Consider the following 25399-nt stretch of genomic DNA (forward strand, 5'->3'; position numbering starts at 1 on the left):
GGCTCGCTCAGTTCGCGGCGGTGCTCGTGGCGTGGTTCGCGGCGTGGTTCGCGGCGTTGGCCGATGCGGGAGCATCGGTCGGCACGACGAGACCGGTCTGGGTTGCGTCGAAGCCGCCGCCCAGTGCCTTGATCAGACCGATCTGCAGACTACGGCGGCGCATCTGCAGACCCGTGACCGTCTGCTCGGCGGCAAGGCGGTTTTCGTCGGCGGTGAGCACCTGCAGCTGCGGCGACAGGCCGGCCTTGTAGCGGATTACGGCGAGCTGGTACGCCTTGCTCGACGCGTCGAGCGCGCGCTGGGCGTCACCCTCCTGGCGGTCGATCGAGCGGATCGACGAGACCTGCGTCGAGACGTCCTGCAGCGCGTTGATCAGCGTCTGGTTGTAGTTCGCGACGTCGCCCTCGAAGTCGGCGTAGCGGCCCTTCAACTGCGCGCGCAACGCGCCGGCGTCGAAGATCGGCAGATGGATCGCCGGGCCGAACTGGATCTGACGGCTCGACGCGGTCAGGAAACGGCCCCAGCCGAACGCGTCGAAGCCGAAGCCGGCCGCGAGATTCACGTCCGGGTAGAACTCGGCTTTCGCTTCCTTCACGTCATGCATCGCGGCTTCGACCTGCCAGCGCGCGGCGACGATGTCCGCGCGACGCGCCACGAGGTCGGCCGGGATGTTGTCCGGCAGAGCGACCACGTCGCCGCCGGTGAGCACCGGCTTGTCGATCTGCAGGCCACGGTCCGGGCCTTTGCCGAGCAGCGCGCCCAACTGGTAGCGCACGACGGTGATCTGTCCGTCGAGGTCGGTCAGGTTCGACTGGCTCGTCGCGACGTTGCCGGCGGCGGTCTGCTTCTCGACGTTGGTGTCGAGGCCGGCCGTCACGCGGTCATTCGTGATACGGCCGACGTCCTGGCGGTTCGCGATTTCACGCGCGGCGATGTCGCGAAACGCATACAGCTGCGAGAGCTGGTTGTAGGTGCTCGCGACCGACGCGGCGAGCGTCACGCGCGCCTGCTGCATATCGGCCTCGGCGGCTTTCTGCTGCGACACGGCCTGGCCGAGCCGCTGACGGTTCTTGCCCCACAGGTCGAGATCCCACGACGCGCTCGCGAGCACGTTGTTCTCGCTAAACCAGGTGCCGCCGAACGGAGGCGGGTAAAGGGAGTTTGCCGAGTACAGCTCGCGGGTCCACGAATAGCTCGCGCTGACCTTCGGGAACAGCGCCGCGCGCGAGCTTTCGATATACGACGAAGCCTTTGCGAGCCGCGCTTGCGCCTGGGCGATCGACGGGCTGCCCTCGAGCGCTTCCGCGATCAGCTTCGGCAGTTGCGGGTCGCCGAACTGGTTGGCCCAGTCGAGCGATGGCCACTGGCCGCCCTCGTTGGGCAGACTCTGCGTCGACTCGTACTGCGTCGGCGACGCGATCTGCTTGTCGCTTTTGACGCCGAAGTAGTTCGCGCACCCCGTGAGGGCGAGCGCCGTCGCCGCGGCGGCGACAGCGGCCCGGCTCGACAGCGCGGGCGCGGACAGGGAAAGGGATTTCATCGCTCGACTCTTCTTTGAGTGGAATGTATTGATGGACGCAGCAAGCAAGCTATTACGATTTGCTATCGGGATGGCTTGCGGGGTCGCGGGAAAGTCCCGTGTGTTCGCCGGAATTAACGAGCACGCGACGCAGCATGCTCTTCAGGAAGCCCACTTCTTCCGGGGTGAACCCGTTCAGCAGGTTATCGAGCACGCCGTTGAAAATGGCCGGCATGCGAGCCGCGATCGCATGGCCTTCCGGCGTCAACGCGAGGCGCACGACGCGCCGGTCTTCGTTACTGCGCACCCGCGTGAGCAGGCCGCGCTTTTCGAGCCGATCGATCAGGCGCGTGACGGCGCTTGCGTCGATACCGTATTCACGCGCCAACTCAGCCGCGAGCAGGCATTTGCCGCTTGCCACCATGAACAGGATGCTGCCTTGCTGGCTGGTGATGCCGAGTTCGGCCATGCTGCGCTGCGAGATCAGGTTTGATAGCGTCGATTTCACCCGTGAGATGAGATAGCCGACGCTTTCGCCGAGCTGGTACTCGCTGAGATCCGGGGTGGATTCGTTGGACGGCTGCGTCATGATTCTCGTGCAAATGCAATGGTTGACTAGGCATTAGTATAGCTGGCTGTTGATTGACGCGACAAGCGTTAATACAGCTTAGGCAAGGATTATTTCGCGCTCAAGCAACAAACCGTACGGAATGACGTAGGGCGGGGCAAGGCGCGATTCGCGCAACTCGCGCAGGCGCGGAGAGCGGACGGTCTATCGGGGAATACCAGAAAAGGATCATCCGTGCGTGCTATAATTTTGGGTTCCCAAAAGTGCGCTTTGGGCTTGTTGTCGTGGTTTGGCTCCTCAACCAGCAGCATAAGCAAGCGGCGCACTCAACCGTCTTCAGGTTTCCTATGACCCGCGCCCTACGCAACATCGCCATCATTGCTCACGTCGACCACGGCAAGACCACGCTCGTCGACCAGCTCCTCCGTCAGACCGCCACGTTCCGCGAGAACCAGCAGATCGCCGAGCGCGTGATGGACTCGAACGACATCGAAAAAGAGCGCGGCATCACGATCCTGTCGAAGAACTGCGCGGTGGAGTATGAGGGCACGCACATCAATATCGTCGACACGCCGGGGCACGCCGACTTCGGCGGCGAAGTGGAGCGCGTGCTGTCGATGGTCGACTCGGTGCTGCTGCTCGTTGACGCGGTGGAAGGCCCGATGCCGCAAACCCGCTTCGTCACGAAGAAGGCGCTCGCACTGGGTTTGAAGCCGATCGTCGTGGTCAACAAGGTCGACCGTCCGGGCGCGCGGATCGACTGGGTGATCAACCAGACCTTCGACCTGTTCGACAAGCTCGGCGCCAGCGAAGAGCAGCTCGACTTTCCGATCGTCTACGCATCGGGCCTGAACGGCTACGCAGGTCTCACGCCTGATGTACGCGACGGCGACATGCGTCCTTTGTTCGAGGCAATCCTGCAGCACGTGCCGGTGCGCCCGGCCGACCCGGAAGGTCCGCTGCAACTGCAAATCACGTCGCTCGACTACTCGTCGTACGTTGGTCGTATCGGCATTGGCCGTATCACGCGCGGCCGCATCAAGCCGGGCATGGCCGTCACGGTGCGATCGGGCCCGGAAGGCGAAATCCTCAATCGCAAGATCAACCAGGTGCTGTCGTTCAAGGGTCTCGATCGCGTGCAGGTCGACTCGGCCGAGGCGGGCGACATCGTGCTGATCAACGGTATCGAGGAAGTGGGCATCGGCGTGACGATCTGCTCGCCGGAACAGCCGGAAGCGCTGCCGATGATCACCGTCGACGAACCCACGCTGACAATGAACTTCCTCGTCAACTCGTCGCCGCTCGCGGGCCGTGAAGGCAAGTTCGTCACGAGCCGCCAGATTCGCGACCGCCTGATGAAGGAACTGAATCACAACGTCGCGCTGCGCGTGCGCGATACCGGCGACGAAACGACGTTCGAAGTGGCCGGCCGCGGTGAGCTGCACCTGACCATTCTGGTCGAAAACATGCGCCGCGAAGGCTACGAGCTGGCCGTGTCGCGTCCGCGCGTCGTGATGCAGGAAATCGACGGCGAGAAGCACGAGCCGTATGAAAATCTGACCGTCGACATGGAAGACACCCACCAGGGCGGCGTAATGGAAGAACTTGGCCGCCGCAAGGGCGAAATGCTCGACATGGCATCGGACGGCCGTGGCCGCACGCGTCTCGAGTACCGTATTTCGGCGCGTGGTCTGATCGGCTTCCAGTCGGAATTCCTCACGCTCACGCGCGGTACGGGTCTGATGAGCCACACGTTCGATTCTTACCAGCCGGTCAAGGAAGGCGCAGTCGGCGAACGTCGCAACGGCGTGCTGATCTCGCAGGACGACGGCGCGGCAGTCGCGTACGCACTGTGGAAGCTGCAGGACCGCGGCCGCATGTTCGTGGCGCCGGGAGAAGCGCTGTATGAAGGCATGATCATCGGCATCCACAGCCGCGACAACGATCTCGTCGTGAACCCGATCAAGGGCAAGCAGCTTACCAACGTGCGCGCGTCTGGCACCGACGAAGCCGTGCGTCTCGTGCCGCCGGTTCAGCTGTCGCTCGAATACGCGGTCGAGTTCATCGACGACGACGAGCTGGTCGAAGTCACGCCAAAGTCGATCCGTCTGCGCAAGCGCTACCTGAAGGAACACGAGCGCCGCAGCGCGAGCCGCAACAAGGTTGCCGGCGAATAAGCCGGACTCGAATATCCGTCTGGATAGCAGGAAGCGGAAGCCACCTTCGGGTGGCTTCCTTGTTTTTGGCGCATCAAAACGTTTGGCGCTGCACCATGCCTGCCACTTTCCGGGGCGGCACACATGTAGACACCCATTGCGCCGTTCGCCTTCATTTCTCACAGAACACTGTTGCGCGCTGTGAAAAGGCACCCCGTCGCCCGCGAAACGCCCGCCATCACAGGCTTTGCGCCTGTGCCGTTCGCTATCTGGGCTATTCGTTCTGTGCTATGCTCCCGGGTGCAAAGTTTTAGGTCCTTCCAAGCAAGACTTGATTCGCGCAATCCGCTAAACGGTCAGGCCGTGTCGCGGAAGGTTCGGTAACCCGCTATTTCTCGAGAAACTCGAAGAAAGGTGAGCGTAAAAATGATGAAGCAATTCCAGTCGAACTCTTATCTGTTCGGCGGCAATGCTCCGTACGTTGAAGAAATGTACGAAGCGTATCTCGATAATCCGGCGTCAGTGCCCGAGACCTGGCGCAGCTATTTCGATGCGTTGCAGAACGTGCCCGCATCGGACGGCAGCAACGCCAACGACGTGGCCCATGGCCCGATCGTCGAATCGTTTGCCCAGCGCGCCAAGGCCAATGCCTTCCTGCCGCGCGCAACGGCCGGCGGCGAAGATCTCGCAACCGCCCGCAAACAGGTTTACGTCCAGTCCCTCATCGGCGCATATCGCTTCCTCGGCTCGCAATGGGCCAATCTCGATCCTCTGAAGCGCCGCGAGCGTCCCGCGATCCCCGAACTTGAACCCGCGTTCTACGACTTCACCGAAGCCGACATGGACCAGGAGTTCAGCGCAACGAATCTGTACTTCGGGTTCGAGCGCGCAACGCTGCGCGAGATCGTCAAAGCCCTGCGCGACACGTACTGCGGCACGATCGGCGCCGAGTACATGTACATCAGCGATCCGGAGCAGAAGCGCTGGTGGAAGGAACGCCTCGAATCGATCCGTTCGACGCCGAGCTTCAACAACGACAAGAAGAAGCACATCCTGAATCGCCTGACGGCCGCCGAAGGCCTCGAGCGTTTCCTGCACACCAAGTACGTCGGCCAGAAGCGCTTCTCGCTCGAAGGCGGCGAGAGCTTCATCGCGGCGATGGACGAAGTCGTGCGTCACGGCGGTCTGCGCGGCGTTCAGGAAATCGTCATCGCGATGGCTCACCGTGGCCGTTTGAACGTGCTGGTCAATACGCTCGGCAAGATGCCGGCAGACCTGTTCGCCGAATTCGAAGGCAAGCACGTCGATGATCTGCCTGCTGGCGACGTGAAGTACCACAAGGGCTTCTCGTCGGACGTCGCGACGGAAGGCGGCCCGGTTCACCTGTCGCTCGCGTTCAACCCGTCGCACCTCGAAATCGTCAACCCGGTGGTCGAGGGCTCGGCGAAGGCGCGTATGGACCGTCGCGGCGACGAAAACGGCGTTCAGGTGCTGCCGGTGCAGATCCACGGCGACGCGGCTTTCGCCGGCCAGGGCGTCGTGATGGAAACGCTGAACCTCGCGCAAACGCGCGGTTATGGCACGCACGGCACGCTGCACATCGTCATCAACAACCAGATCGGCTTCACGACGTCGGACCCGCGCGACTCGCGCTCCACGTTGTACTGCTCGGACGTCGTCAAGATGATCGAAGCGCCGGTGCTGCACGTGAACGGTGACGATCCCGAAGCGGTCGTGCTGGCCACCCAGATGGCGATCGACTTCCGCATGCAGTTCCACAAGGACGTCGTCGTCGACATCGTCTGCTTCCGCAAGCTGGGCCACAACGAGCAGGACACCCCGGCGGTCACGCAGCCGCTGATGTACAAGACGATTTCGAAGCACCCCGGCACGCGCGCGCTGTACGCTGAAAAGCTCGTTCAGCAGGGCGTCATCAAGGCCGAGGATGGCGAGGAATTCGTCAAGGCTTATCGCAGGGCGATGGACGAGGGCCACCACACGGTCGACCCGGTGCTCTCGAACTACAAGAGCAAGTACGCGGTGGACTGGGTGCCGTTCCTGAACCGCAAGTGGACCGACGCGGCCGACACGGCCGTGCCGCTCGCGGAACTGAAGCGCCTCGCCGAACGCATCACCACGATTCCGGAAAACTTCAAGGTTCACCCGCTCGTCGAGCGCGTGATCAACGACCGTCGCGCCATGGGCCGCGGCGAAGCGAAGCTCGACTGGGGCATGGGCGAGCACCTCGCGTTCGCGTCGCTGGTCGCTTCGGGCTACGCAGTTCGCCTGACCGGTCAGGATTCGGGCCGCGGCACGTTCACGCACCGTCACGCAGTGCTGCACGACCAGAACCGCGAGCGCTGGAACGACGGCACCTACGTGCCGCTGCAGAACATCGCCGATGGTCAGGCGAAGTTCACGGTGATCGACTCGGTGCTGTCGGAAGAAGCGGTGCTCGGCTTCGAATACGGTTACTCGACCGCTGAACCGAACACGTTCGTCGCGTGGGAAGCGCAGTTCGGCGACTTCGTGAATGGCGCGCAAGTCGTGATCGACCAGTTCATCTCGTCGGGCGAAGTGAAGTGGGGCCGCGTGTCGGGCCTGACCATGCTGCTGCCGCACGGCTACGAAGGCCAGGGTCCGGAACACTCGTCGGCGCGTATCGAGCGTTTCCTGCAACTGTGCGCAGACCACAACATGCAGGTCGTTCAGCCGACCACGCCGGCGCAGGTCTTCCACCTGCTGCGTCGCCAGATGATCCGCCTGTTCCGCAAGCCGCTGATCGTCGCGACGCCGAAGTCGTTGCTGCGTCACAAGGAAGCCGTGTCGGATCTGTCGGAACTCGCGAAGGGTTCGTTCCAGCCGGTCATCGGCGAAGTGGACGAAACCATCGACGCGAAGAAGGTCAAGCGCGTGCTGGCCTGCTCGGGCCGCGTGTACTACGACCTGGTCGCGCATCGCCGCGAAGCGAAGGTGAACGACGTCGCGATCATCCGTATCGAACAGCTGTATCCGTTCGCGCACAAGCAGTTCGAAGCGGAAATGAAGAAGTACGACAACGCAACCGAAGTGGTGTGGGTGCAGGACGAGCCGCAGAATCAGGGCCCGTGGTTCTACATCGAGCACCATCTGAAGGAAGGCATGAAGGAAGGGCAGAAGCTGGCGTACAGCGGCCGTCCGGCTTCGGCTTCGCCTGCAGTCGGCTACTACGCGAAGCACTACGAGCAGCAGAAGGCGCTGATCGAAGGCGCTTTCGGCCGTCTCAAGAGCGCGTCGATCGCTAAATAAAGAAACAGACGAGCCGGGAAAGCGCAGTGCGCTTTCCCGCGCCGCGCCGAACGTTTCCCATGAGGTTCAGGCGCGGCGTTCACGGTTCGCAGGCGGTCGTGAAGAAGCGCCGTCACCCGATACGTATTCAGGATACTCATAATGGCTATTGTTGAAGTCAAGGTTCCCCAGCTCTCCGAGTCGGTCTCGGAGGCAACCATGCTGCAGTGGAAGAAGAAGCCCGGCGAGGCTGTCGCTCAGGACGAAATCCTCATCGAAATCGAGACCGACAAGGTCGTGCTCGAAGTGCCGGCACCGGCAGCAGGCGTGCTCGCGCAAGTCATTTCGAACGACGGCGACACGGTCACGGCTGAGCAGGTGATCGCGAAGATCGACACGGAAGGCACCGCAGGCGCCGCCGCTGTCGAAGCCGAAGTGAAGCCGGCTCCGGTCGCTGCCGCGGCTCCCGCACCGGCGGCTCAGGCCGCTGTCGCAACGGGGTCGAACACCGCTGCTTCGCCGGCTGCCGGCAAGCTGATGGCAGAGAAGGGTCTGGCTGCGGGCGACGTCGCCGGCACCGGCCGCGACGGCCGTATCACGAAGGGCGACGTGCTCGTCGCCGGCCAGGCTGCTCCGGCTGCCAAGGCTGCACCGGCTCCGGCTGCCGCACCGAAGGCTGCGAAGCCGTCGCTGCCGGACGTCAAGGCCCCGGCATCGGCCGATCAATGGCTGAAGGACCGTCCGGAACAGCGCGTGCCGATGTCGCGTCTGCGTGCTCGTATCGCCGAGCGTCTGCTCGAGTCGCAGCAAACCAACGCCATCCTCACGACGTTCAACGAAGTGAACATGGCGCCGGTCATGGAACTGCGCAACAAGTACAAGGACAAGTTCGAGAAGGAACACGGCGTGAAGCTCGGCTTCATGTCGTTCTTCGTGAAGGCAGCTGTTCACGCGCTGAAGAAGTTCCCGCTCGTGAACGCGTCGATCGACGGTAACGACATCGTCTACCACGGCTACTTCGACATCGGTATCGCTGTCGGTTCGCCGCGCGGTCTGGTGGTGCCGATCCTGCGCAATGCAGATCAGCTGAGCCTCGCCGACATCGAGAAGAAGATCGCCGAATTTGGCCAGAAGGCGAAGGACGGCAAGCTGTCCATCGAAGAAATGACTGGCGGTACATTCTCGATCTCGAACGGCGGCGTGTTCGGCTCGATGCTGTCCACCCCGATCATCAACCCGCCGCAGTCCGCGATTCTCGGCGTGCACGCCACCAAGGAACGCGCAGTGGTCGAAAACGGCCAGATCGTGATCCGCCCGATGAACTACCTCGCGCTGTCGTACGACCACCGTATCATCGACGGCCGCGAAGCAGTGCTGTCGCTGGTCGCGATGAAGGATGCGCTGGAAGATCCGGCTCGCCTGCTGCTCGACCTGTAAGCGCACGTTCCACCGACGCCGGCCGGCGGTTTGCGCGGGCCGGCGTCATCCGTAGCACGTCTTTAGCATTCCGCAGTACAGGAACGGCGCGCGCCACCTCGAGTGGCCCGGCGCCGTTCCGCCATCAAAGGGATTGTCATGTCCAAAGAATTTGACGTCGTCGTGATCGGCGCAGGCCCTGGCGGTTATATCGCCGCCATCCGCGCAGCGCAGCTCGGCAAGACCGTCGCATGTATCGAAAAGTGGAAGAACCCGGCCGGCACGCTGAAGCTCGGCGGCACCTGCCTGAACGTCGGCTGCATTCCGTCGAAGGCGCTGCTCGCTTCGTCGGAAGAGTTCGAGAACGCGTCGCATCACCTTGCCGACCACGGCATCTCGGTGGAAAACGTCTCGGTCGATATCTCGAAGATGATGGGCCGCAAGGACGGCATCGTCGAGAAGATGACCAAGGGCATCGAATTCCTGTTCCGCAAGAACAAGATAACGTGGCTCAAGGGCCATGGCAAGTTCACCGGCAAGACGGACGCCGGTGTGCAGATCGAAGTGAGCGGCGAAGGCGAAGATGGTGCAAGCAGCGAAGTCGTCACGGCGAAGAACGTGATCATCGCAACGGGTTCGAAGGCGCGTCATCTGCCGGGCATTCCGGTCGACAACAAGCTGATCGCCGACAACGAAGGCGCACTCTCGTTCGACACGGCACCGAAGAAGCTCGCCGTGATCGGCGCAGGCGTGATCGGTCTGGAACTCGGCTCGGTGTGGCGCCGCCTCGGCGCGGACGTGACCGTGCTCGAAGCGCTGCCGGAATTCCTCGGCGTGGCTGACCAGGCGCTGTCCAAGGAAGCGGCCAAGCAGTTCAAGAAGCAAGGTCTCGACATCCACGTCGGCGTGAAGGTCGGCGAAGTGAAGACGAGCGCGAACGGCGTGACGATCGCCTACACGGACAAGGACGGCAACGCGCAGACGCTCGAAGCCGACCGCCTGGTCGTGTCGGTCGGCCGCGTGCCGAACACCGACAACCTCGGCCTCGAAGCGATCGGCCTGAAGGCCAACGAGCGCGGCTTCATCGACGTGGACGACCACTGCGCGACGGCCGTGCCGAACGTGTACGCGATCGGTGACGTGGTGCGTGGCCCGATGCTCGCGCACAAAGCTGAGGACGAAGGCGTACTGGTTGCCGAAGTGATCGACGGTCAGAAGCCGCACATCGACTACAACTGCATTCCGTGGGTGATCTACACCGAACCGGAAATCGCGTGGGTCGGCAAGACGGAGCAGCAACTGAAGGCGGAAGGCCGCGAGATCAAGACCGGCCAGTTCCCGTTCATGGCGAACGGCCGCGCGCTCGGCATCAACAAGGCGGACGGTTTCGTCAAGATGATCGCCGACGCGAAGACCGACGAACTGCTCGGCGTGCACATCATCTCGGCGGACGCATCGGACCTGATCGCGGAAGCCGTGGTGGCGATGGAGTTCAAGGCGGCGTCGGAAGACATCGGCCGTATTTGCCATCCGCACCCGTCGCTGTCGGAAGTCATGCGCGAAGCGGCACTCGCCGTCGACAAGCGCGCGCTGAACATGTAAGCACGCACGCCTGACCGAAACGCAACCTTGGCATCACCAAAGGCGGGCGGGGTTCAATCCCTCCCGCCTTTCTTTTTGCAGCAACACGATGAACGTCACCGAATACTACGAAAAAGAACTGCTGACGCGCGGTTATCAATCCGATCCGGCGCAGCGCGCGGCGGTCGACCGCCTGCAGCGGTGCTATGAAGAGTGGGTCGCATACAAGTCGCGCCGCTCGAACGCGTTCACGAAGCTGATCATTCACCCCGATCTGCCGCGCGGCGTGTACATGTGGGGCGGCGTGGGCCGCGGCAAGAGCTTCCTGATGGACAGCTTCTACATGATCGTGCCGTTGCATCGCAAAACCCGTCTGCACTTCCACGAGTTCATGCGCGAAGTGCATCGCGAACTCGAAGAACTCAAAGGCCGGGCCGATCCGCTCGACGAACTCGCGCGGCGCATTGCGAAGCGCTATCGGCTGATCTGTTTCGACGAATTCCACGTGTCGGATATCGCCGACGCGATGATCCTGTATCGCCTGCTCGACAAGCTGTTCGAGAACGGCGTGCAGTTCGTGATGACGTCAAACTACGCGCCCGACACGCTGTACCCGGACGGCCTGCATCGCGACCGCATGCTGCCCGCGATCGAGCTGATCAAGCAGAAGCTCGACGTGATCAACGTCGACGCGGGGATCGATTATCGCCAGCGCACGCTCGCGCAGGTGGAGGTCTATCACACGCCACTGGACGCCGCCGCCGGCAAGGCGCTGCGCGACGCCTTCGCGCGCCTCGCCGCGGTGCCCGACGAAAGCCCGCTGCTGCATATCGAGAAGCGCGAGCTGAAGGCGCTGCGCCGCGCGGACGGCGTGGTCTGGTTCGACTTCGCGACGCTGTGCGGGGGCCCGCGCTCGCAGAACGACTACCTCGAACTCGCGACCCGCTTTCACGCGGTGATCCTGTCGGACGTGCCGCAGATGTCGGTGCGCATGGCGTCGGAAGCGCGCCGCTTCACGTGGCTCATCGACGTGTTCTACGACCACAAGGTCAAGCTGTTGATGTCGGCTGCGGTGCCGCCGGAGCAGTTGTACGTCGACGGTCCGATGGCTAATGAATTCACGCGTACGGTGTCGCGCATCGTCGAGATGCAGTCGAAGGAGTATCTCGACACGCCGCGCCGGATTGTCGACACGTCCCTAACCTGAGCTACCGCGCACGACACATTTTCAGGAATCGGAGTGGTCTGATATTCCGCGCACGGATGACTGGCTATCTTTTGTCGTTGTTCTGACAAAGGAGGAAGCATGAACCCGTATCGCGAAATCACCGATGAAGAATGGCAGCGCGTTGCGCCACTGCTGCCCGAACTCCGGCCGCGTACCGAAATGCGTGGCCGTCCACTTGCCAATACCCGCTCGGTGCTCAACGGCGTGCTTTGGGTCATGTATAGCGGCGCCACCTGGTCCGCAATGCCGCGCCGCTACCCGTCATATCAGACCTGTCATCGCCGCTTCAAGTCGTGGTACGAATCGGGCGTGCTCAAGCACGTCACGGAGCAACTGCTCGGCACCGCGAGCGAAGATTTCTGCAGATTGATGGAAGCGCGTATGCGCACGCACGCGAGCGTGCAGCACAAGCGCGCCGCGTCCAAGCGCGTGCCCGCGGCGTTTCGTGTTCCGGCCGCCGTATACAATCCGGTACCGGCCACGTCGGTGCCGGCGTCGCCAATCGCTTACGCTGCACCGCTCAAGCAGGCAGCATGACCATCGCAAACAGCTTGCCCCAATGAAAACGGCCGCGCGATTCTTGATCGCCGGCCGTTTTTTATGTTGCACCTCCTGGCGCAGAGCGCGCATCGTTGCAGCATCATGCGCACATTCAGGCGACGTGCCAGGCGCCACGCATGCGCCGCACGTCGACCCTCATTGCTGCCGTATCCACGTTTGCGAGCGGCCAAGCAGCGCGACCCCAATGTAGCCACGCACCACGAGCTTGTTGCCGCCGTCCTCGAGATGCATCTTGCATTTGTAGACCTTGCCGTTTTCAGGATCGAGAATCTGGCCGTGATCCCACGCGTCGCCATCCTTCTTCATGCTGTTGATGATGGTCATGCCGAGGACCGGTTGATCCTTGCGCGCGTCGGTGCATTCGGTGCAACGGCGATCCGGCTGATCGTTCGCGCCGAGACCCTTGATAACCTTGCCGTTCAGTTCGCCATTGCCGTCTTGAGTGATCTGCACGAGCGCCTTCGGCTGGCCCGTGTGATCGTCGATGGTTTGCCACGTGCCGATCGGTGTATCGGTCTGCGCCATTGCGGTCACGGCGCTGGCGAGCAGGGCGCCGGCGAGCGCGGCGTGACGGGCGGTGCGCAGCGCAAGCGCGCAGGCACGTCGAGTGAATTGCGTCATTGCGTTCCTCCTTGATATGAGACAGCGTGATCATGGTCGCGCGGCGTTATGGGCATCGTGGTCGGATGTGCGGTACCGGCCCTCGCGATGCGGAACGGTGCCAGCGGTGTGCCGTTTGCATCGTCAGCGCAGAATACGCGAAAGTGCATGCGTCGTTTGATAGTGGAGCTTCTAATCCGCTCGCGGCACTTCTGAAGCGTGTCAATTCAGCTGGTAGCAGAACCTCGCGTTGACGCGCGGACTGTGCGATGCGCTCTCCACCGGCGCATCACCGACCGCTTTTCCGACGGACACATCGAGGCTGTCGCAGTACGCATAGGTGAAGCCGAGCGTGATCGGCCGGTTGGCCGCGACCGTCGCGCCCCAGCCGGAATCGCCCGACGCATCGCCCGGCTCATGGCATGTCCTCGTCGACGAGCGGTGTGTAGCGTTGCGCGACTTCGTCGAACGAAATCGACTTCCCGCCGTCGACCTGCACGGTCAGGTTCGGACCGCGGTGGGGCGCCTCGATCGGCGGCAGGGAATCGAACGGATCGTCGTCTACCGCCGCGCCGGTGAGGCGGGACTACGCTTGTGCCTGTTATAGAAGCAAACGCGCAAGTACCATATTTTCGACGAAGAGCCCGAAACCCGCGAAAGTGAGTAATAATTCCCCGTTTTCTACTAAAACAAAATCTGTTCAACAGGTATCACATGGACCGAAAGTCGAAGCTACGAGAGATTGCTCTGGCCGCATGCATCGTATTGGGGGCCCTTCAGGGCGCGAATGCACAGGCTCTGGAGAACAGTGGTGCGAGCGGTACGGTCGTGTCCCAGCCGGGTACGACGAGTGCGTTGCCCGACACCTCGCAGGCCGGCCAGGCGGAAACCACTGCACTGACGCCGGATGAAAACCGGCAATCCGCCACCGGGAACGTGGCTGAATTGCAGCAGATGATCCACGGCCCGGATCTGAGCGAATTGCGCACCACGTATAACGGCAGCTATGGCGCGAGCCTGCTGTTCTACGGCAAGGAGATGACCTACTACGTCGCGCTGTTCCAGCAGAAAAACTTCTGGCGCGTGATCAAGTCGCAGGACGCCGCGCGCGCCGAGCTGATCTACAAGGATTTCGCGCGGCAGACAATGCAACTGTCGGACATCGAGATCCGCCGTACGCAACTCGAAGCGCAGAAGGCGTTCACGCAGCGCATGGTCGCGCTGTCGCAGCAACGCGCGAGCCGGCTGCAGGCCGACCTCGACGTCGCGCGTCAGCAGCAAAGCATCGTCGCGAGCCAGCAGGAGCAGAAGCGCGCCGAGGCGACCGAACTGGCGCAGCAGAAGGCCGCCGCGCAGGATCAGTTGCGCGTCGCGCAGCGCCAGGTGCGCGACCTGCAGCGTCAGCTCAATAGCGGCTTGCCGGTGCATTGAGCACGACGGTGTGAGCCTGGGTGGAGTGGCGGGACGGCGCGGAAATCGGTGCGCCGTCCGGCTCGTCCTCGGGCGTTACCATTGTTATGTTTGATCGGTGCTTTCCACACCCCGCCAGCCCGCGCATCGCACTTTTACCGCCGGGCTTTTCGGCATTTGCACTCGGTATTTTTCGCGAGCCCTGACGGCTCGTTGCCGCGTCGTTGTGCGCCGCCGTCGTACGACGCAAGACGGCGCGACTTCAATGCCGCTTGCGCGTATCCGCTTGCGTTTTGCGCATCCGTTCGCGAGGCGGCTGCGTCACGTCGACGGCGATCGGATCGCTGGCGGGAAAGCTTTCCATCAGCGCTTCGTCGAGCCGCGTATCGGCGGACGTCGGCGGCGTCCGGCGCGTGCGCGCCGGTCGGGAGGCATGCTGGTTTTTGCTGGTCATGGCGCGCTCCATCGGTAGAGGGTCGATCATTCAGCATAGCGCATCGCGGCTATCGGCGAACGACCGCCAGATGGCGCAGGCCCGTCGTTTAAAGCCGGGCCGGCATCGATTCGTTCTCCGAGTGGTGTCCCGGCCGCGCTCGAGCCGCGCTTGAGCCGCGCTTGAGCCGCGAACGACACCTCCATCGATCCATCACACAGCGAACCTGATGAACGGGAAAAAGCCGGCGGGCTCGCGACGAGTGCTCGCAGCCCACGTCGTGGAAACCGAACTGGAACACCTGGATTGGGCGACGCGGCAACCGGCGCTGCACCTGTTCGACGCCGGCTTCTGGCGGCGCCGCGTGCTGGCGGTCAAGGGGAGATTCGAGCTGACCGAGCGTCAGCTGACCCAACTGGAGAAAATTCTGCGGCGCCTCGGTTCGTCCGCGGAGTAGCGAGGCGCGGCCGCTACAGCTTCTTCGTATTTATTCCTGATTGCCGCCGGGGCTGCCGCCGCCGTGGTTGCCGCCGTGGTTGCCGCCATGATTGCCGCTTTCGCCGCCGGTGCCGAACAGACGCCGCCGCCGCGTGACGACCACCGGACCTTCGGAGTTGCCGCTGCGCTCGCTCGGCGTGCGTTCGGCCGACGGCGTGCCGTACGATTCACGCCCTTCGCGCGGCTCGCGATGTTCGCGCGAACCATGGGGACCGCGCGCGCCATGTTCGCCATGCGACGTTCGGCCCGTGCGCGGCGCCGGCCGCGTGCCGGTGTCGAGCTGGATCGTGGAGATCGCGCGCTTGTAGATGCCTTGCAGGCCAACCGGCGTGCGCAGCATCACCAGGTACTGATCGAACGACTCGATGCATCCGGTCAGGCGGATGCCGTTGACCAGATAGATCTCGACGCGCTTTCGTTCCTTGCGCGCAGCGTTCATGAAGTCGTTTTGCGGATGCGATTCTGCGGAAGCCATGGACAATTCAGGTTAGATAGACGGTGGTTCGCCGCGATTTTACCCTTTCTACCCTATGCGGGGGCAGAACGCGTCGACGGGGCGAACTTTGTCCACTATAACGACTTGCGAGCACATAAGCATCCGATAACGCGGGACTGTAACGTTGAGTTACGAATCTGCTGGTCAATGTCGTCTTCTTCCGGTCTCTCCAGGCATTGCCGGCATGGTTGGCGGAAAAGGAAGAACATAGGGGCATGTTGCGCGACCACGGCGGCGGCGTCGAAGCGCCGCGAAAAAGCCCGGAGAAACAGCGCAGCGAAACAGCGCCACGACGGCGATGGAATAAACCACGCGATCGCGGCGTTAAGTCCAGTATGGCAGTACCGCATTCCGCGGCCTGCCGCCCGCCGTGCCGGTCGGTCGATCGCGTGCCGGGCATCTGCCAGGAGGCTCACCATGAAAGCATCCCGTATTCTGTCAGCGCTCTTCGTCCTGCTCGCGCTCGCGTGCGGCTCCCTCGCGCACGCGGCCGATACCGACAACGCCGCGTCGGGTTCGAGCAACAACAGCAACAGCAGCGGCGGCGGCTACTAACGCCGCGACCGGGCCTGGCACGCCGGGTGACATTCGAAGCGGAAGTGATCGCGTGGCTGCCCCAGCTGCGCCGCTATGCGCGCGCACTGACGGGCGACCGCGCCTGGGCCGACGATCTCGTGCAGGATACGGCGGAGCGCGCGCTTGCGCGCTGGTCGGCATTCCGGCCGAACAGCAACCTGCGCGCGTGGCTGCTGACGATCCTGAGGCATCTGTACATCGACCAGCTGCGCGGGCGCCGCGAGATCGCCGTCGACGACGAAAGCGCGCCGTGGCGCAATCTCGAGGCGCCGCACGGTGAGGTCGACGGTCTGGTGCTGCGCGACGTGCAGCGCGCGCTGTACTGCCTGCCGCTCGAGCAGCGTGAGGTGCTGCTGCTGGTGTGCGTCGAGGAGCTGTCGTATCAGGAGGCATCGAGCGCGCTGGGGGTGCCGATCGGTACGGTGATGTCGCGGCTGTCGCGGGCGCGCGAGCATATGCGCGCGTTGCTGTGCGAGGAGCCGCCAGGGCCGATGCACGGACCGCAGCCCCGTGCGCCGCGGGCGGCGCATAAAGTCGCGCCGCTGAAAGTGGTGAGAAACCGATAATGAACAACGATGACTCCGATTCCGGCTTGCATGACGAGCTCGATCTGCGCGCGCTGTCGGCCTATGTCGATGGCGAATTGCCGGAAGAGCAGCGCGCCGCGATCGAAACGCAGCTTCGCCAGCATCCGGAGGCCACCGCGCGCGTGGCCGCGTGGCGCGCGCAGAAGGCGGCGCTGCGGGCGCTGTGCGGCGCGCCGCACAGCGATGCGCGGCAAGCGCAAACAGGGCAGCGGGCCGACGATCGGCAGCAAGCCGCCGAATCCGGCGAGCGAAGCTATGCAGGCAGCCAGCCCACGGAGGCGGAGGAGCCGGCTTTTATCGTCGTGCGTCGGACGCGGCCGTGGTGGAAGCGCGCGGGTCTCGCCGCCTGCTGGCTCGCGGCTGGCGCCGGGCTCGCGCTGACCCTCGGTCCGCTCGCGCCGCGGCTGACCCGCGGCGCGTGGAGCGGCTTCGGCGGACAGCCGGCCGGTTTTGCGCAGCGCGCGGATGTCGCGTACGCAGTGTACTCGCCGGAGCGGCGTCATCCGGTCGAAGTCGCCGCGAGCGAAGAGGAGCATCTGATCACCTGGCTGTCGAAGCGGCTGAATCGTCCGCTGTCGGTGCCGTCGCTGCAGGAGTATGGTTATTCGCTGGTGGGCGGCCGGCTGTTGCCCGGCGAGGCCGGCCCGGCTGCGCAGTTCATGTACGAGAACCAGGCCGGCGCGCGCCTGACGCTGTACGTGACCGGCGTCACCCGCGACGAAACCGCGTTCCGCCTGTTTCGCGACGGCAACCGCCGCACCTTCTACTGGATCAGCGACGGCATGGGCTACGCGCTGTCTGGCGCGATCGCGGAAGGCAAGCTGCGCGAGATCGCGATCGACGTGTGCAGCGCGCTCGGTGGTAAGCCTGAGACGTGGCAGCAGTAGCGGGCGGTAGCGTGTCGTCAAGGCCGTCAGCGGCGACGCACGCATAGCTGCCCGCGCGACTGCACCCGCGGGTTACCCGACCGACGAGGAGACGCCTTGCCCCAGACGCTGCCGCCCAACCTGTCCGCCGCGCAGTTCGAGCGGGCGCTCGCCGGCTGGCGCGCGATCGTCGGTGAAGCGCACGTGCTGCGTTCCGACGCCGGCCTCGCCGCCTATGTCGATCCGTTCGCTCCTGGCGAGCCGGGGGCGTTTGTCGCGAGCGCCGCGCTGCTGCCCGCGTCGGTCGATGAAATCCGCGCGGTGCTGCGCATCGCCAATCAGTACCGGATTCCGCTGTGGACCGTCTCGACCGGGCGCAACTTCGCGTACGGCGGCGCGGCGCCGCGTCTCAGCGGCTCGGTCGTGCTCGACTTGCAGCGCATGAACCGCATCCTCGAAGTCAACGAAACGCTCGCCTACGCGCTGGTCGAACCGGGCGTCAGCTATTTCGATCTGTACGCGCATCTGCGCGACAAGGGTTACAAGCTTTGGGTCGATCCACCGGCTGCCGGCTGGGGCAGCGTGGTCGGCAACACGCTGGAGCGCGGCTTCGGCTATACCGACTACGGCGATCACGCGGCGGCCCAATGCGGGATGGAGGTCGTGCTCGCCAACGGCGACGTGCTGCGCACCGGCATGGGCGGCGTCGAGATCGGCACTGCGTGGCAGCTGTATCAGCCTGGCTACGGGCCGTCGTTCGATGCGATGTTCATGCAGTCGAACTACGGCATCGTGACGAAGCTCGGCGTGTGGCTGATGCCCGCGCCGCCCGCGTATCTGCTCGGCGAAATCCAGTTTCGTCGCGAGGCCGATCTGGAGGAGATCGTCGAGATTCTGCGGCCGTTGCGGCTCGACGGCACGATCCGCAATCACGCGGTGATCGAGGGCGGATTGCGGCGCGCGGCGAGCCTGTCGCCACGCCGGCAGTGGTACGACGGCGCGGGCGCGATGCCCGAAAGCGCGGTGCAGGCGATGCTCGACAAACTCGGCGTCGGGCGCTGGAACCTGCATTTCGCGCTGTACGGCACGCCCGAGTTGATCGATGCGCGCTACGCGCTGATCGAGCGCGCGTTCGCGCGGGTGCCAGAGGCGCGGCTCACGGCGGCGCGCTATGCGGGCGATGCTCAGCCGACTGGCGGCGGCGATCGCAACATGGCCGGCATTCCCGCGATGACCGCGTTTCGCATGCTCGACTGGCGCGGCGTCGCGGGCGCGCACGTCGACTTCGCGCCGATCTGTCCGGCGACCGGGCGCGACGCGATGCGCCAGTACACGATGGTGAAAGCGCGCGCCGCCGAATACGGCTTTGACTACTACGGTGGCTTCACCGCGGGCGCGCGGCATCTGCATCATATTTTCGCGGCGATTTTCGATCGCGACGACGCGAACCAGGTGGAGCAGGCCGGCGCGCTGCTGCGCTCGCTGATGAGCGACGCGCGCGCGGCCGGCTACGGCGAATATCGCGCGCATCTCGCGTACATGGATTTCGCGGCCGCGCAATACAGCTTCAACGACGGTGCGTCGCTGCGCTTCGCCGAAACGCTGAAGGATGCGCTCGACCCGAACGGCATTCTCGCGCCGGGCAAGCAGGGCATCTGGCCGGCGGCATGGCGCGACCGGCGGGGGTACACGTGAACGACGCGTGCGGACACGCAGGGCAGACCGAAGCGCAAACAGAACGGAACGTACACGCCAATGGATCGACGCACTTTCATGCTCACCGGTGCATGCCTCGCGACGGCCGCGGGCGGCGCATGGCCGTGGCTCGCGCAAGCCGCCGCGTGCGCTGACGATGCGCGCGCGTTCGCGATCGTCGACTCGACGCTCGAATGCGGCGCGTCGTTCGCACGCTATGCCGCGCATCTTCGCTTGCCGACCTTCGAGACTGGCGACGATGCGGGTGCGCTCTGGTTCACCACCCTTGCGCCACTGCTCGACGATGGGCGGACCCCGCACGTGATGCCCGCGCTGATCGGCTTCACGCGCGCGTCCGATTACTTCGTCCTGCAACACCTCGCGCTTCGCACGGGACGCTTCGTCGAGCATCGTCACGAAGCGCGCGAGGGGCTGGATGCGCAACCCGCCCACGTGGCCTTCGCGCTGACGCCGCGCAGCGCGCGCTAGAACTTGTAGTCCTTGTTCTTCGGATCGAAGGTCGAATCGTCGAATGTCTTCGGCGTGATGCTCTCGAACACGATCTGCTCGAAAATCTTGCCGTCGTTGTCGTAAGACTGGACGCTGCGAAAGAACGGATGACGCAGATCGAGCCCGAGCGTTTCCTTTTTCGAGTAGAACTGTGGCTGGCCGACCGGTGTTTCGAACGTGAACGCGACGACGCGCACACCGTCGATGGTCTTCACTTCGATCTGCACCGAACGAGGCAAGCCGGCCTCGGTGTATTTTTTTCCTTCAATCAGGTATTGATCGGCAACGTACTCGGTGCCGAGATCGCGCACGCTGTGATTCGATTGCGAGCGTGCGAGCGCGCCGGTCAGCGACGTCCACAACGGCATCACGTTCATGATGCCGCCGAGGTGGCCGTAGGTTTCGTCGCTACGTTTCGATTCGTCGTAGATGATTTCCTGGCCCGCGTGCGCGCCGTCGGGCAGCCACTTCGCGTAGATGCGCAGCGGGTCGTGCGCGACGCGCACCAGCATGTGATCGGGCTTGTCGGGCCAGATGCCGCGAATGCGCTCGGAGCGCGACATCGTGAACTCGTACGACGGGTAGTCGTTCGGCCCTTCCTTGATATAGCGCGGCAGCGCGAGCGGATCGAGCGACTGGAACAGCGCGACCAGTTGCGCGTCGTCGAGCTTTTCGAGCGTGCCGCTTTGCTGCGCGGCGCGCAGCCATTTGACCTGCTGGTCGAGCGTCAGCTTGCCGACCTGCGCGGCCGGCGTGGTGGGCGGTTTGACGGCGCTCGCGGTGTTGAGCGGGGGCGGGCGATCGTCGTTCTGCGCGAAGGCCGTCGGCACCGACAGCAGGCCGAGCGCGACGAGCAGCGCACCCGGCAAGCGCTGTCGCCGGCGATGCGAACGGGCGGACATGCGGTGCTTCATGAATTTCTCCAGAAAGTGACGCGGCCGCTCATGCAACATGCAAGGCAATAACGCGAAGCAACAAAGCAACAACGCTTTGAAGCAACGCTTATTCCCGTCAGGCAGACCTCTGTTTCGCGAGTTCCTCGTCGCGCAACGCACGACGCAGAATTTTGCCGACGTTGGTTTGCGGCAGCTCGTCGCGGAATTCGACGAGCTTCGGCACCTTGTAGCCAGTCAGATTCTTGCGGCAGTACGCAATCACCTGCTCGGCGGTCAGTGTCGGCGTGCGCCGCACGATGAACACCTTCACGCGCTCGCCCTGCGCGGGGTCGGACACGCCGATCGCGGCGACTTCGCGCACGTCCGGATGCGCGGCGATCACGTCCTCGATTTCGTTCGGATACACGTTGAAGCCCGACACGAGAATCATGTCCTTCTTGCGATCGATCAGACGGATAAAGCCGCGCGAGTCCATCACGCCGATGTCGCCGGTCGCGAGCCAGCCGTCGTCGTCGATCACCTTCGCGGTTTCGTCGGGGCGGTTCCAGTAGCCCTTCATGACCTGCGGGCCCTTCACGCACAGCTCGCCCGCCTCGCCGATATTGGCCCAGCTGCCGTCGTCTTTCCTGAAGCGCACCTGCGTGGACGGCGCGGGCAAGCCGATCGAACCCTCGAAGTCGCGCAGATTGGTCAGATCGACCGGATTCATCGAGACGATCGGCGAGCACTCGGTGAGTCCGTAGCCCTCGATGATCGGCTTGCCCGTCACCGCCTTGAAGCGCTCGGCGACGGCTTTCTGCGTCGCCATGCCGCCCGCCATCGCGAGCTTCAGGTCCGAGAAGTCGCGCCGACAGAATTCCTCGTTGTCGAGGAACGCGTTATAGAGCGTGTTGACCGCGGTCATGCCGGTGAATTTTTCGTGACGGATGATCATCATCACGCGCTTCATGTCGCGCGGATTCGCGATCAGGATGTTGCGCCCGCCGAGCCCCATGAAGATCAGCGCATTCACGGTCAGCGAGTAGATGTGATAAAGCGGCAGCGGCGTGAGCACCGTTTCGCCCTCGCCGGACAACTGCCCCGCGGCCCACGCCTTCGCCTGCAACAGATTGGCGAGGATGTTCCGGTGCGTGAGCATCGCGCCTTTCGCGACGCCGGTCGTGCCGCCCGTGTATTGCAGGAACGCGATGTCTTCGTGGGTCGCGCGCACCGGTGTGTGCGGCCGCGCATAACCGGCCGAAAGCGCTTTCAGGAGCGGCACCGCCTGCGGCAGCTTGAAAGGGGGCACCATCTTTTTCACGTGACGCAGCATGAAATTGAGCAGGTGTCCCTTCAGGTTCGCGCCGTCGGCGAGCAGATCGCCGAGCCCGGTCACGATCACGTTGCGCACCTTGGTGCCGGGCAATGCATCTTCGAGCGTCTTCGCGAAGTTCTCGAACACGACGATCGTCTGCGCGCCGCTGTCTTTCAGCTGGTGCGCGAGTTCGCGCACCGTGTAGAGCGGATTCACGTTGACGACCACCGCGCCCGCCTTGATCGTGCCGAACAGCGCGACCGGATACTGGAAGGTGTTCGGCAGCATGATCGCGACGCGCTCGCCCGGCTCCACGCCGATGCTTTGCAGGTACGCCGCGAACGCGCTCGCCTTGCGGCCCAGTTCACCGTACGTCAGGTTGGCGCCGACGCTCACGTACGCGACGCGCTCGCGGAACTGTGCGATGCATTCGTCGAAGAACTGATCGATCGACTCGTATTGCGTGACGTCGATGTCGCGCGGCACGTCGTCCGGATAGGACGCGTACCAGATGCCGTCGGTGTTCGGAGCGGGGTGGGGCACCGGGTTTTGACGAGGCGTGCCGCCTGCGTCCGGCACGTGCAGCGGGGCTTGGGTGGGCTCGGTCATCGGTTGCCTCCTGAAAATGTTGGTATGCGCTGCCGCGCTAGGGCCTGTTCACGCTAATAACGGGCTTGCGAACGTGCCTTTCCGCGCGTAGTGCAAGGAGAGAGGAGCGCCGTTTGGCCGAGCCAAACAAGCGACGACCGACGCCGCAATACGGGCGGAAAGGCACGTTCCCCTGTTTTAAAAAAACCTTCAAGGGGCTGGCCGCCAGAAGGGCCGATCGCCGCGTCATGCTCCTTGCGAATACGTCGAGTATTCGCTGCGTCGCAATCCTTGCGCTCGGCCCTTCTGGCGGCCAGCGCAAGCCCGTTATTAGCGTGAACAGGCCCTAGCGTTCCAGAATCGCGACGACCCCCTGGCCGCCCGCCGCGCAGATCGAGATCAGCCCGCGTGCGCTGCCGGCCGGTTTGTCGAGTTGCGCCAGCATCTTCGCGAGCGCGGCGACGATACGTCCGCCCGTCGCTGCAAACGGATGGCCGGTCGCGAGCGAACCGCCGTTCACGTTGAACCTGGCGCGGTCGATCGCACCAGGCGCGCCGGCGAGGCCAAGCTGCGTGCGGCAATATTCGTCATCCTGCCATGCCGCGAGCGTGCACAACACCTGGGCCGCGAACGCTTCGTGGATTTCGTAGAAATCGAAGTCCTGCAACGTGAGGCCGGCGCGCGCGAGCATGCGCGGCACCGCGTAGGCGGGCGCCATCAGAAGGCCTTCCTGCTTGTCGAAAAAGTCGACCGCCGCGGTTTCCGACCAGCTCAGATACGCGAGCACGGGCAAGCCACGCTCGGCCGCCCACGCTTCGCTCGCGAGCAGTACCGCGGATGCGCCATCGGTCAGCGGCGTCGAGTTGCCGGCGGTCAGCGTGCCCGCGTCGCGGTCGAACACGGGCTTCAGGTTCGCAAGCCTTTCGAGCGACAGGTCGGCGCGCAGGTTGTTGTCGCGCGCGAGGCCTTTGTACGGCGTCATCAGATCGTTGACGAAGCCGCGCGCGTACGCATCGGCGAGCTTGCGATGGCTCTCGTACGCGAGCACGTCCTGCGCCTCGCGCGAGATGTTCCAGCGCTTGGCCATCAGCTCGCAATGCTCGCCCATCGACAGCCCCGTGCGGGGCTCGCCGTTGCGCGGCAACAGCGGCTTGAACAACATGCCGGGCCGCAGCCTGCTGAGCGCGGCGATACGCTGACCGGTACTCTTGCCGCGATTCGCTTCGAGCAGGATCTTGCGCATGCGCTCGTTGACGCCAATCGGCGCGTCGGACGTGGTATCGACGCCGCCCGCGATGCCCGCGTCGATCTGCCCGAGCGCGATCTTGTTGGCGACGAGGATCGCGGCTTCGAGGCCGGTGCCGCAGGCCTGCTGAACGTCGTAGGCGGGCGTTTCCTTCGCGAGCGTGGTGGACAGCACGGACTCGCGCGTCAGGTTGAAGTCGCGCGAATGCTTGATGACGGCGCCCGCCGCGACTTCGCCGAGACGCACGCCGTGCAGGTCATAGCGATCGATCAGCCCTTGCAGCGTGAAGGTCAGCATGTCCTGATTCGATGCGCTCGCGTACGCGGTGTTCGAGCGGGCAAACGGAATCCGGTTGCCCCCGATGACGGCGACGCGGCGCGCGGCAGGTTGCGGGTGGGACATGCTCGGCTCCTTTGGGTCGTTCCCAGATTATTGGTCGATGCGAACGGCGCGCTCGCGGTTCACAGCAGCCGCCACTGCATGCGCCCGCGCAAATGCGGCTTTTCCCCGGCGATATCGCGCACCTCGAGATCGCGCTCGATCAGCGAAGGCGATGCGCTCCACAGCGACGCTTCGCCCGGCAGCAGCATCGGCACCTTGAACTCGGCGCTGAGCGTTGCTTCGGCGAGCGGCTTCGGCGGCTGCAGCGACGACGCCGCGCGCGCGAGCGTCCACATGCCATGCGCGATCGCGCGCGGAAAGCCGAACGCCTTCGCCGACAGCGCGCTGATGTGGATCGGGTTGTAGTCGCCGGACGCGCTCGCGTAGTCGCGGCCCAGTTGCGGCGCGAGCTGCCAGCGCGCGATCCGTTGCAGCGCATCGGGGCCGAGCGTCAACGCTTCGAGCGGATGGCCGAGCGCCGGCACCGCGCGCTTCAGGTAGATGCTGTCGCCGTCCCACACCGCCTCCCCGCGCCGATAGATGCGCGTATGCACGACGAACGCCTGGCCCTTGTCGTGACGCAGCAGCGCGCCGAATTCGACCTCGATGCGCAGCAGGTCCTTGTAGGCGAGCGGGCGGCGCAGCCGCACGTGATTGGCCAGATGCACGAGACCGAGCGCGGGCCACGGAAACGCGGGGTCGGTCAGCATCAGCAGATGCAGCGGAAACGCGAGCAGGTGCGGGTAGGTCAGCGGCACGCCGTGCTCGGGAATGAAGCCGCACACGCGCGCATAGCGCCACACGGGGCCGGGCTCGAGCACGACGGCGGGGCGCACGAGCCGCAACGGCGGCAGCCGCGTGTCGCGGCCGCGCTTGACGATGCCCGTCAGCGCGCGCCCGTACAGCTTTGCCGGCGCGGGCAGCGTTTCGATGACGACGGTTTTCGGCCGCGCGCCGTCGCCCGGCGCGGGAGCGAGCTGACGGCTGCCGAACGGATCACGCGGTTCGTCCATACCCATGCTCCCGT

The 25399-nt window shown here is 64.4% G+C and carries 23 protein-coding genes and 1 pseudogene; 14 read left to right on the top strand and 10 right to left on the bottom strand.

Features of this window, described 5'->3' with window-relative positions; translation table 11 throughout:
• Positions 1-7: 7 nt before the first annotated feature.
• Together OKW29_RS22805 and OKW29_RS22810 are read right to left on the bottom strand one after the other, a co-directional pair.
• Positions 8-1540, bottom strand: coding sequence for an efflux transporter outer membrane subunit (locus OKW29_RS22805; RefSeq protein ID WP_429292703.1), 1533 nt, complete (start codon positions 1538-1540; stop codon positions 8-10).
• Between the two features lie 52 nt (positions 1541-1592).
• Positions 1593-2108: a MarR family winged helix-turn-helix transcriptional regulator gene (locus tag OKW29_RS22810; RefSeq protein ID WP_429292704.1), complete on the bottom strand. Its 516-nt coding sequence runs from the start codon at positions 2106-2108 to the stop codon at positions 1593-1595.
• Between the two features lie 326 nt (positions 2109-2434).
• Here OKW29_RS22810 and typA point away from each other — a divergent pair, with 326 nt between their 5' ends.
• The 6 genes from typA to OKW29_RS22840 all read left to right on the top strand — a co-directional run bounded on the left by typA (position 2435) and on the right by OKW29_RS22840 (position 12272).
• Positions 2435-4264, top strand: coding sequence for a translational GTPase TypA (gene typA, locus OKW29_RS22815; protein WP_429292705.1), 1830 nt, complete (start codon positions 2435-2437; stop codon positions 4262-4264).
• 405 nt (positions 4265-4669) lie between these two features.
• The gene (locus tag OKW29_RS22820; protein ID WP_429292706.1) at positions 4670-7531 is read left to right on the top strand and encodes a 2-oxoglutarate dehydrogenase E1 component; all 2862 of its coding nucleotides are present in this window, start codon (positions 4670-4672) and stop codon (positions 7529-7531) included.
• Between the two features lie 141 nt (positions 7532-7672).
• Positions 7673-8947, top strand: coding sequence for a 2-oxoglutarate dehydrogenase complex dihydrolipoyllysine-residue succinyltransferase (gene odhB / locus OKW29_RS22825; RefSeq protein WP_184029896.1), 1275 nt, complete (start codon positions 7673-7675; stop codon positions 8945-8947).
• A gap of 138 nt (positions 8948-9085) precedes the next feature.
• The gene (lpdA, locus tag OKW29_RS22830) at positions 9086-10528 is read left to right on the top strand and encodes a dihydrolipoyl dehydrogenase (RefSeq protein WP_429292707.1); all 1443 of its coding nucleotides are present in this window, start codon (positions 9086-9088) and stop codon (positions 10526-10528) included.
• A gap of 88 nt (positions 10529-10616) precedes the next feature.
• Positions 10617-11714: a cell division protein ZapE gene (gene zapE / locus OKW29_RS22835; protein WP_429292708.1), complete on the top strand. Its 1098-nt coding sequence runs from the start codon at positions 10617-10619 to the stop codon at positions 11712-11714.
• A 99-nt stretch (positions 11715-11813) separates the two neighbouring features.
• Complete coding sequence (locus tag OKW29_RS22840; protein WP_429292709.1) at positions 11814-12272, top strand: transposase; 459 nt, start codon at positions 11814-11816, stop codon at positions 12270-12272.
• 159 nt (positions 12273-12431) lie between these two features.
• On the opposite strand, the gene OKW29_RS22845 is transcribed toward OKW29_RS22840, so the two are convergent.
• Positions 12432-12917 (bottom strand): DUF2147 domain-containing protein, encoded by a 486-nt coding sequence (locus OKW29_RS22845; protein ID WP_429292710.1) that lies wholly within the window; start codon positions 12915-12917, stop codon positions 12432-12434.
• A gap of 201 nt (positions 12918-13118) precedes the next feature.
• Positions 13119-13316 (bottom strand): annotated as a pseudogene (locus tag OKW29_RS22850) (ShlB/FhaC/HecB family hemolysin secretion/activation protein); the annotation flags it as partial.
• Between OKW29_RS22850 and OKW29_RS22855 the strand changes: the two are divergent.
• Together OKW29_RS22855 and OKW29_RS22860 are read left to right on the top strand one after the other, a co-directional pair.
• Positions 13237-13503 carry a hypothetical protein gene (locus tag OKW29_RS22855; RefSeq protein WP_429292711.1) on the top strand — a complete coding sequence of 89 codons (267 nt, stop codon included), beginning with the start codon at positions 13237-13239 and terminating at the stop codon, positions 13501-13503. The pseudogene OKW29_RS22850 and the gene OKW29_RS22855 overlap by 80 nt on opposite strands.
• 107 nt (positions 13504-13610) lie before the next feature.
• Positions 13611-14327 carry a DUF2968 domain-containing protein gene (locus OKW29_RS22860; RefSeq protein ID WP_429292712.1) on the top strand — a complete coding sequence of 239 codons (717 nt, stop codon included), beginning with the start codon at positions 13611-13613 and terminating at the stop codon, positions 14325-14327.
• A 241-nt stretch (positions 14328-14568) separates the two neighbouring features.
• Here the strand turns inward: OKW29_RS22860 and OKW29_RS22865 are convergent, their stop codons facing one another.
• The gene (locus tag OKW29_RS22865; protein ID WP_090805694.1) at positions 14569-14760 is read right to left on the bottom strand and encodes a hypothetical protein; all 192 of its coding nucleotides are present in this window, start codon (positions 14758-14760) and stop codon (positions 14569-14571) included.
• A 208-nt stretch (positions 14761-14968) separates the two neighbouring features.
• Here OKW29_RS22865 and OKW29_RS22870 point away from each other — a divergent pair, with 208 nt between their 5' ends.
• Entirely contained in the window at positions 14969-15196 is a 228-nt protein-coding gene (locus tag OKW29_RS22870) for a hypothetical protein (RefSeq protein WP_429292713.1), read from the top strand.
• A 30-nt stretch (positions 15197-15226) separates the two neighbouring features.
• Here the strand turns inward: OKW29_RS22870 and hfq are convergent, their stop codons facing one another.
• Positions 15227-15712, bottom strand: a complete 486-nt coding sequence (gene hfq / locus OKW29_RS22875; protein ID WP_187626770.1) for an RNA chaperone Hfq — start codon at positions 15710-15712, stop codon at positions 15227-15229.
• Positions 15713-16150: 438 nt separating this feature from the next.
• Between hfq and OKW29_RS22880 the strand changes: the two genes are divergently transcribed.
• From OKW29_RS22880 to OKW29_RS22900, 5 genes are all read left to right on the top strand, one after another.
• On the top strand, positions 16151-16288 hold the full coding sequence (locus tag OKW29_RS22880) for a hypothetical protein (protein ID WP_167368637.1): 138 nt from the start codon (positions 16151-16153) through the stop codon (positions 16286-16288).
• Between the two features lie 26 nt (positions 16289-16314).
• Complete coding sequence (locus OKW29_RS22885) at positions 16315-16875, top strand: sigma-70 family RNA polymerase sigma factor (protein WP_184029852.1); 561 nt, start codon at positions 16315-16317, stop codon at positions 16873-16875.
• Positions 16875-17783, top strand: coding sequence for an anti-sigma factor family protein (locus OKW29_RS22890; RefSeq protein WP_429292714.1), 909 nt, complete (start codon positions 16875-16877; stop codon positions 17781-17783). The genes OKW29_RS22885 and OKW29_RS22890 overlap by 1 nt, the downstream gene beginning before the upstream one ends.
• A gap of 96 nt (positions 17784-17879) precedes the next feature.
• On the top strand, positions 17880-19457 hold the full coding sequence (locus OKW29_RS22895; RefSeq protein WP_429292715.1) for an FAD-binding oxidoreductase: 1578 nt from the start codon (positions 17880-17882) through the stop codon (positions 19455-19457).
• Between the two features lie 60 nt (positions 19458-19517).
• Complete coding sequence (locus tag OKW29_RS22900; RefSeq protein ID WP_184071265.1) at positions 19518-19946, top strand: hypothetical protein; 429 nt, start codon at positions 19518-19520, stop codon at positions 19944-19946.
• Here the strand turns inward: OKW29_RS22900 and OKW29_RS22905 are convergent.
• The 4 genes from OKW29_RS22905 to OKW29_RS22920 all read right to left on the bottom strand — a co-directional run bounded on the left by OKW29_RS22905 (position 19943) and on the right by OKW29_RS22920 (position 25385).
• Positions 19943-20881 (bottom strand): DUF1571 domain-containing protein, encoded by a 939-nt coding sequence (locus OKW29_RS22905; protein ID WP_429292716.1) that lies wholly within the window; start codon positions 20879-20881, stop codon positions 19943-19945. The genes OKW29_RS22900 and OKW29_RS22905 overlap by 4 nt on opposite strands.
• A gap of 97 nt (positions 20882-20978) precedes the next feature.
• Positions 20979-22766 carry an AMP-binding protein gene (locus OKW29_RS22910; protein ID WP_429292717.1) on the bottom strand — a complete coding sequence of 596 codons (1788 nt, stop codon included), beginning with the start codon at positions 22764-22766 and terminating at the stop codon, positions 20979-20981.
• Between the two features lie 325 nt (positions 22767-23091).
• Positions 23092-24393: an acetyl-CoA C-acetyltransferase gene (locus tag OKW29_RS22915; RefSeq protein ID WP_429292718.1), complete on the bottom strand. Its 1302-nt coding sequence runs from the start codon at positions 24391-24393 to the stop codon at positions 23092-23094.
• 59 nt (positions 24394-24452) lie between these two features.
• The gene (locus tag OKW29_RS22920; RefSeq protein ID WP_090804158.1) at positions 24453-25385 is read right to left on the bottom strand and encodes a MaoC/PaaZ C-terminal domain-containing protein; all 933 of its coding nucleotides are present in this window, start codon (positions 25383-25385) and stop codon (positions 24453-24455) included.
• Between the last annotated feature and the right edge of the window lie 14 nt (positions 25386-25399).

It is taken from the genome of Paraburkholderia sp. CI3 (genome assembly GCF_050436505.1).
Lineage (GTDB): Bacteria > Pseudomonadota > Gammaproteobacteria > Burkholderiales > Burkholderiaceae > Paraburkholderia > Paraburkholderia tuberum.

Coding starts and splice junctions, on each gene's coding strand:
- OKW29_RS22865 (WP_090805694.1), bottom strand. CDS start 14,760: ATGACCAGCAAAAACCAGCATGCCTCCCGACCGGCGCGCACGCGCCGG.
- typA (WP_429292705.1), top strand. CDS start 2,435: ATGACCCGCGCCCTACGCAACATCGCCATCATTGCTCACGTCGACCAC.
- OKW29_RS22890 (WP_429292714.1), top strand. CDS start 16,875: ATGAACAACGATGACTCCGATTCCGGCTTGCATGACGAGCTCGATCTG.
- OKW29_RS22915 (WP_429292718.1), bottom strand. CDS start 24,393: ATGTCCCACCCGCAACCTGCCGCGCGCCGCGTCGCCGTCATCGGGGGC.
- OKW29_RS22900 (WP_184071265.1), top strand. CDS start 19,518: ATGGATCGACGCACTTTCATGCTCACCGGTGCATGCCTCGCGACGGCC.
- OKW29_RS22810 (WP_429292704.1), bottom strand. CDS start 2,108: ATGACGCAGCCGTCCAACGAATCCACCCCGGATCTCAGCGAGTACCAG.
- OKW29_RS22920 (WP_090804158.1), bottom strand. CDS start 25,385: ATGGACGAACCGCGTGATCCGTTCGGCAGCCGTCAGCTCGCTCCCGCG.
- hfq (WP_187626770.1), bottom strand. CDS start 15,712: ATGGCTTCCGCAGAATCGCATCCGCAAAACGACTTCATGAACGCTGCG.
- OKW29_RS22880 (WP_167368637.1), top strand. CDS start 16,151: ATGAAAGCATCCCGTATTCTGTCAGCGCTCTTCGTCCTGCTCGCGCTC.
- OKW29_RS22820 (WP_429292706.1), top strand. CDS start 4,670: ATGATGAAGCAATTCCAGTCGAACTCTTATCTGTTCGGCGGCAATGCT.
- OKW29_RS22905 (WP_429292716.1), bottom strand. CDS start 20,881: ATGAAGCACCGCATGTCCGCCCGTTCGCATCGCCGGCGACAGCGCTTG.
- OKW29_RS22910 (WP_429292717.1), bottom strand. CDS start 22,766: ATGACCGAGCCCACCCAAGCCCCGCTGCACGTGCCGGACGCAGGCGGC.
- OKW29_RS22845 (WP_429292710.1), bottom strand. CDS start 12,917: ATGACGCAATTCACTCGACGTGCCTGCGCGCTTGCGCTGCGCACCGCC.
- OKW29_RS22860 (WP_429292712.1), top strand. CDS start 13,611: ATGGACCGAAAGTCGAAGCTACGAGAGATTGCTCTGGCCGCATGCATC.
- lpdA (WP_429292707.1), top strand. CDS start 9,086: ATGTCCAAAGAATTTGACGTCGTCGTGATCGGCGCAGGCCCTGGCGGT.
- OKW29_RS22870 (WP_429292713.1), top strand. CDS start 14,969: ATGAACGGGAAAAAGCCGGCGGGCTCGCGACGAGTGCTCGCAGCCCAC.
- OKW29_RS22805 (WP_429292703.1), bottom strand. CDS start 1,540: ATGAAATCCCTTTCCCTGTCCGCGCCCGCGCTGTCGAGCCGGGCCGCT.
- OKW29_RS22840 (WP_429292709.1), top strand. CDS start 11,814: ATGAACCCGTATCGCGAAATCACCGATGAAGAATGGCAGCGCGTTGCG.
- odhB (WP_184029896.1), top strand. CDS start 7,673: ATGGCTATTGTTGAAGTCAAGGTTCCCCAGCTCTCCGAGTCGGTCTCG.
- zapE (WP_429292708.1), top strand. CDS start 10,617: ATGAACGTCACCGAATACTACGAAAAAGAACTGCTGACGCGCGGTTAT.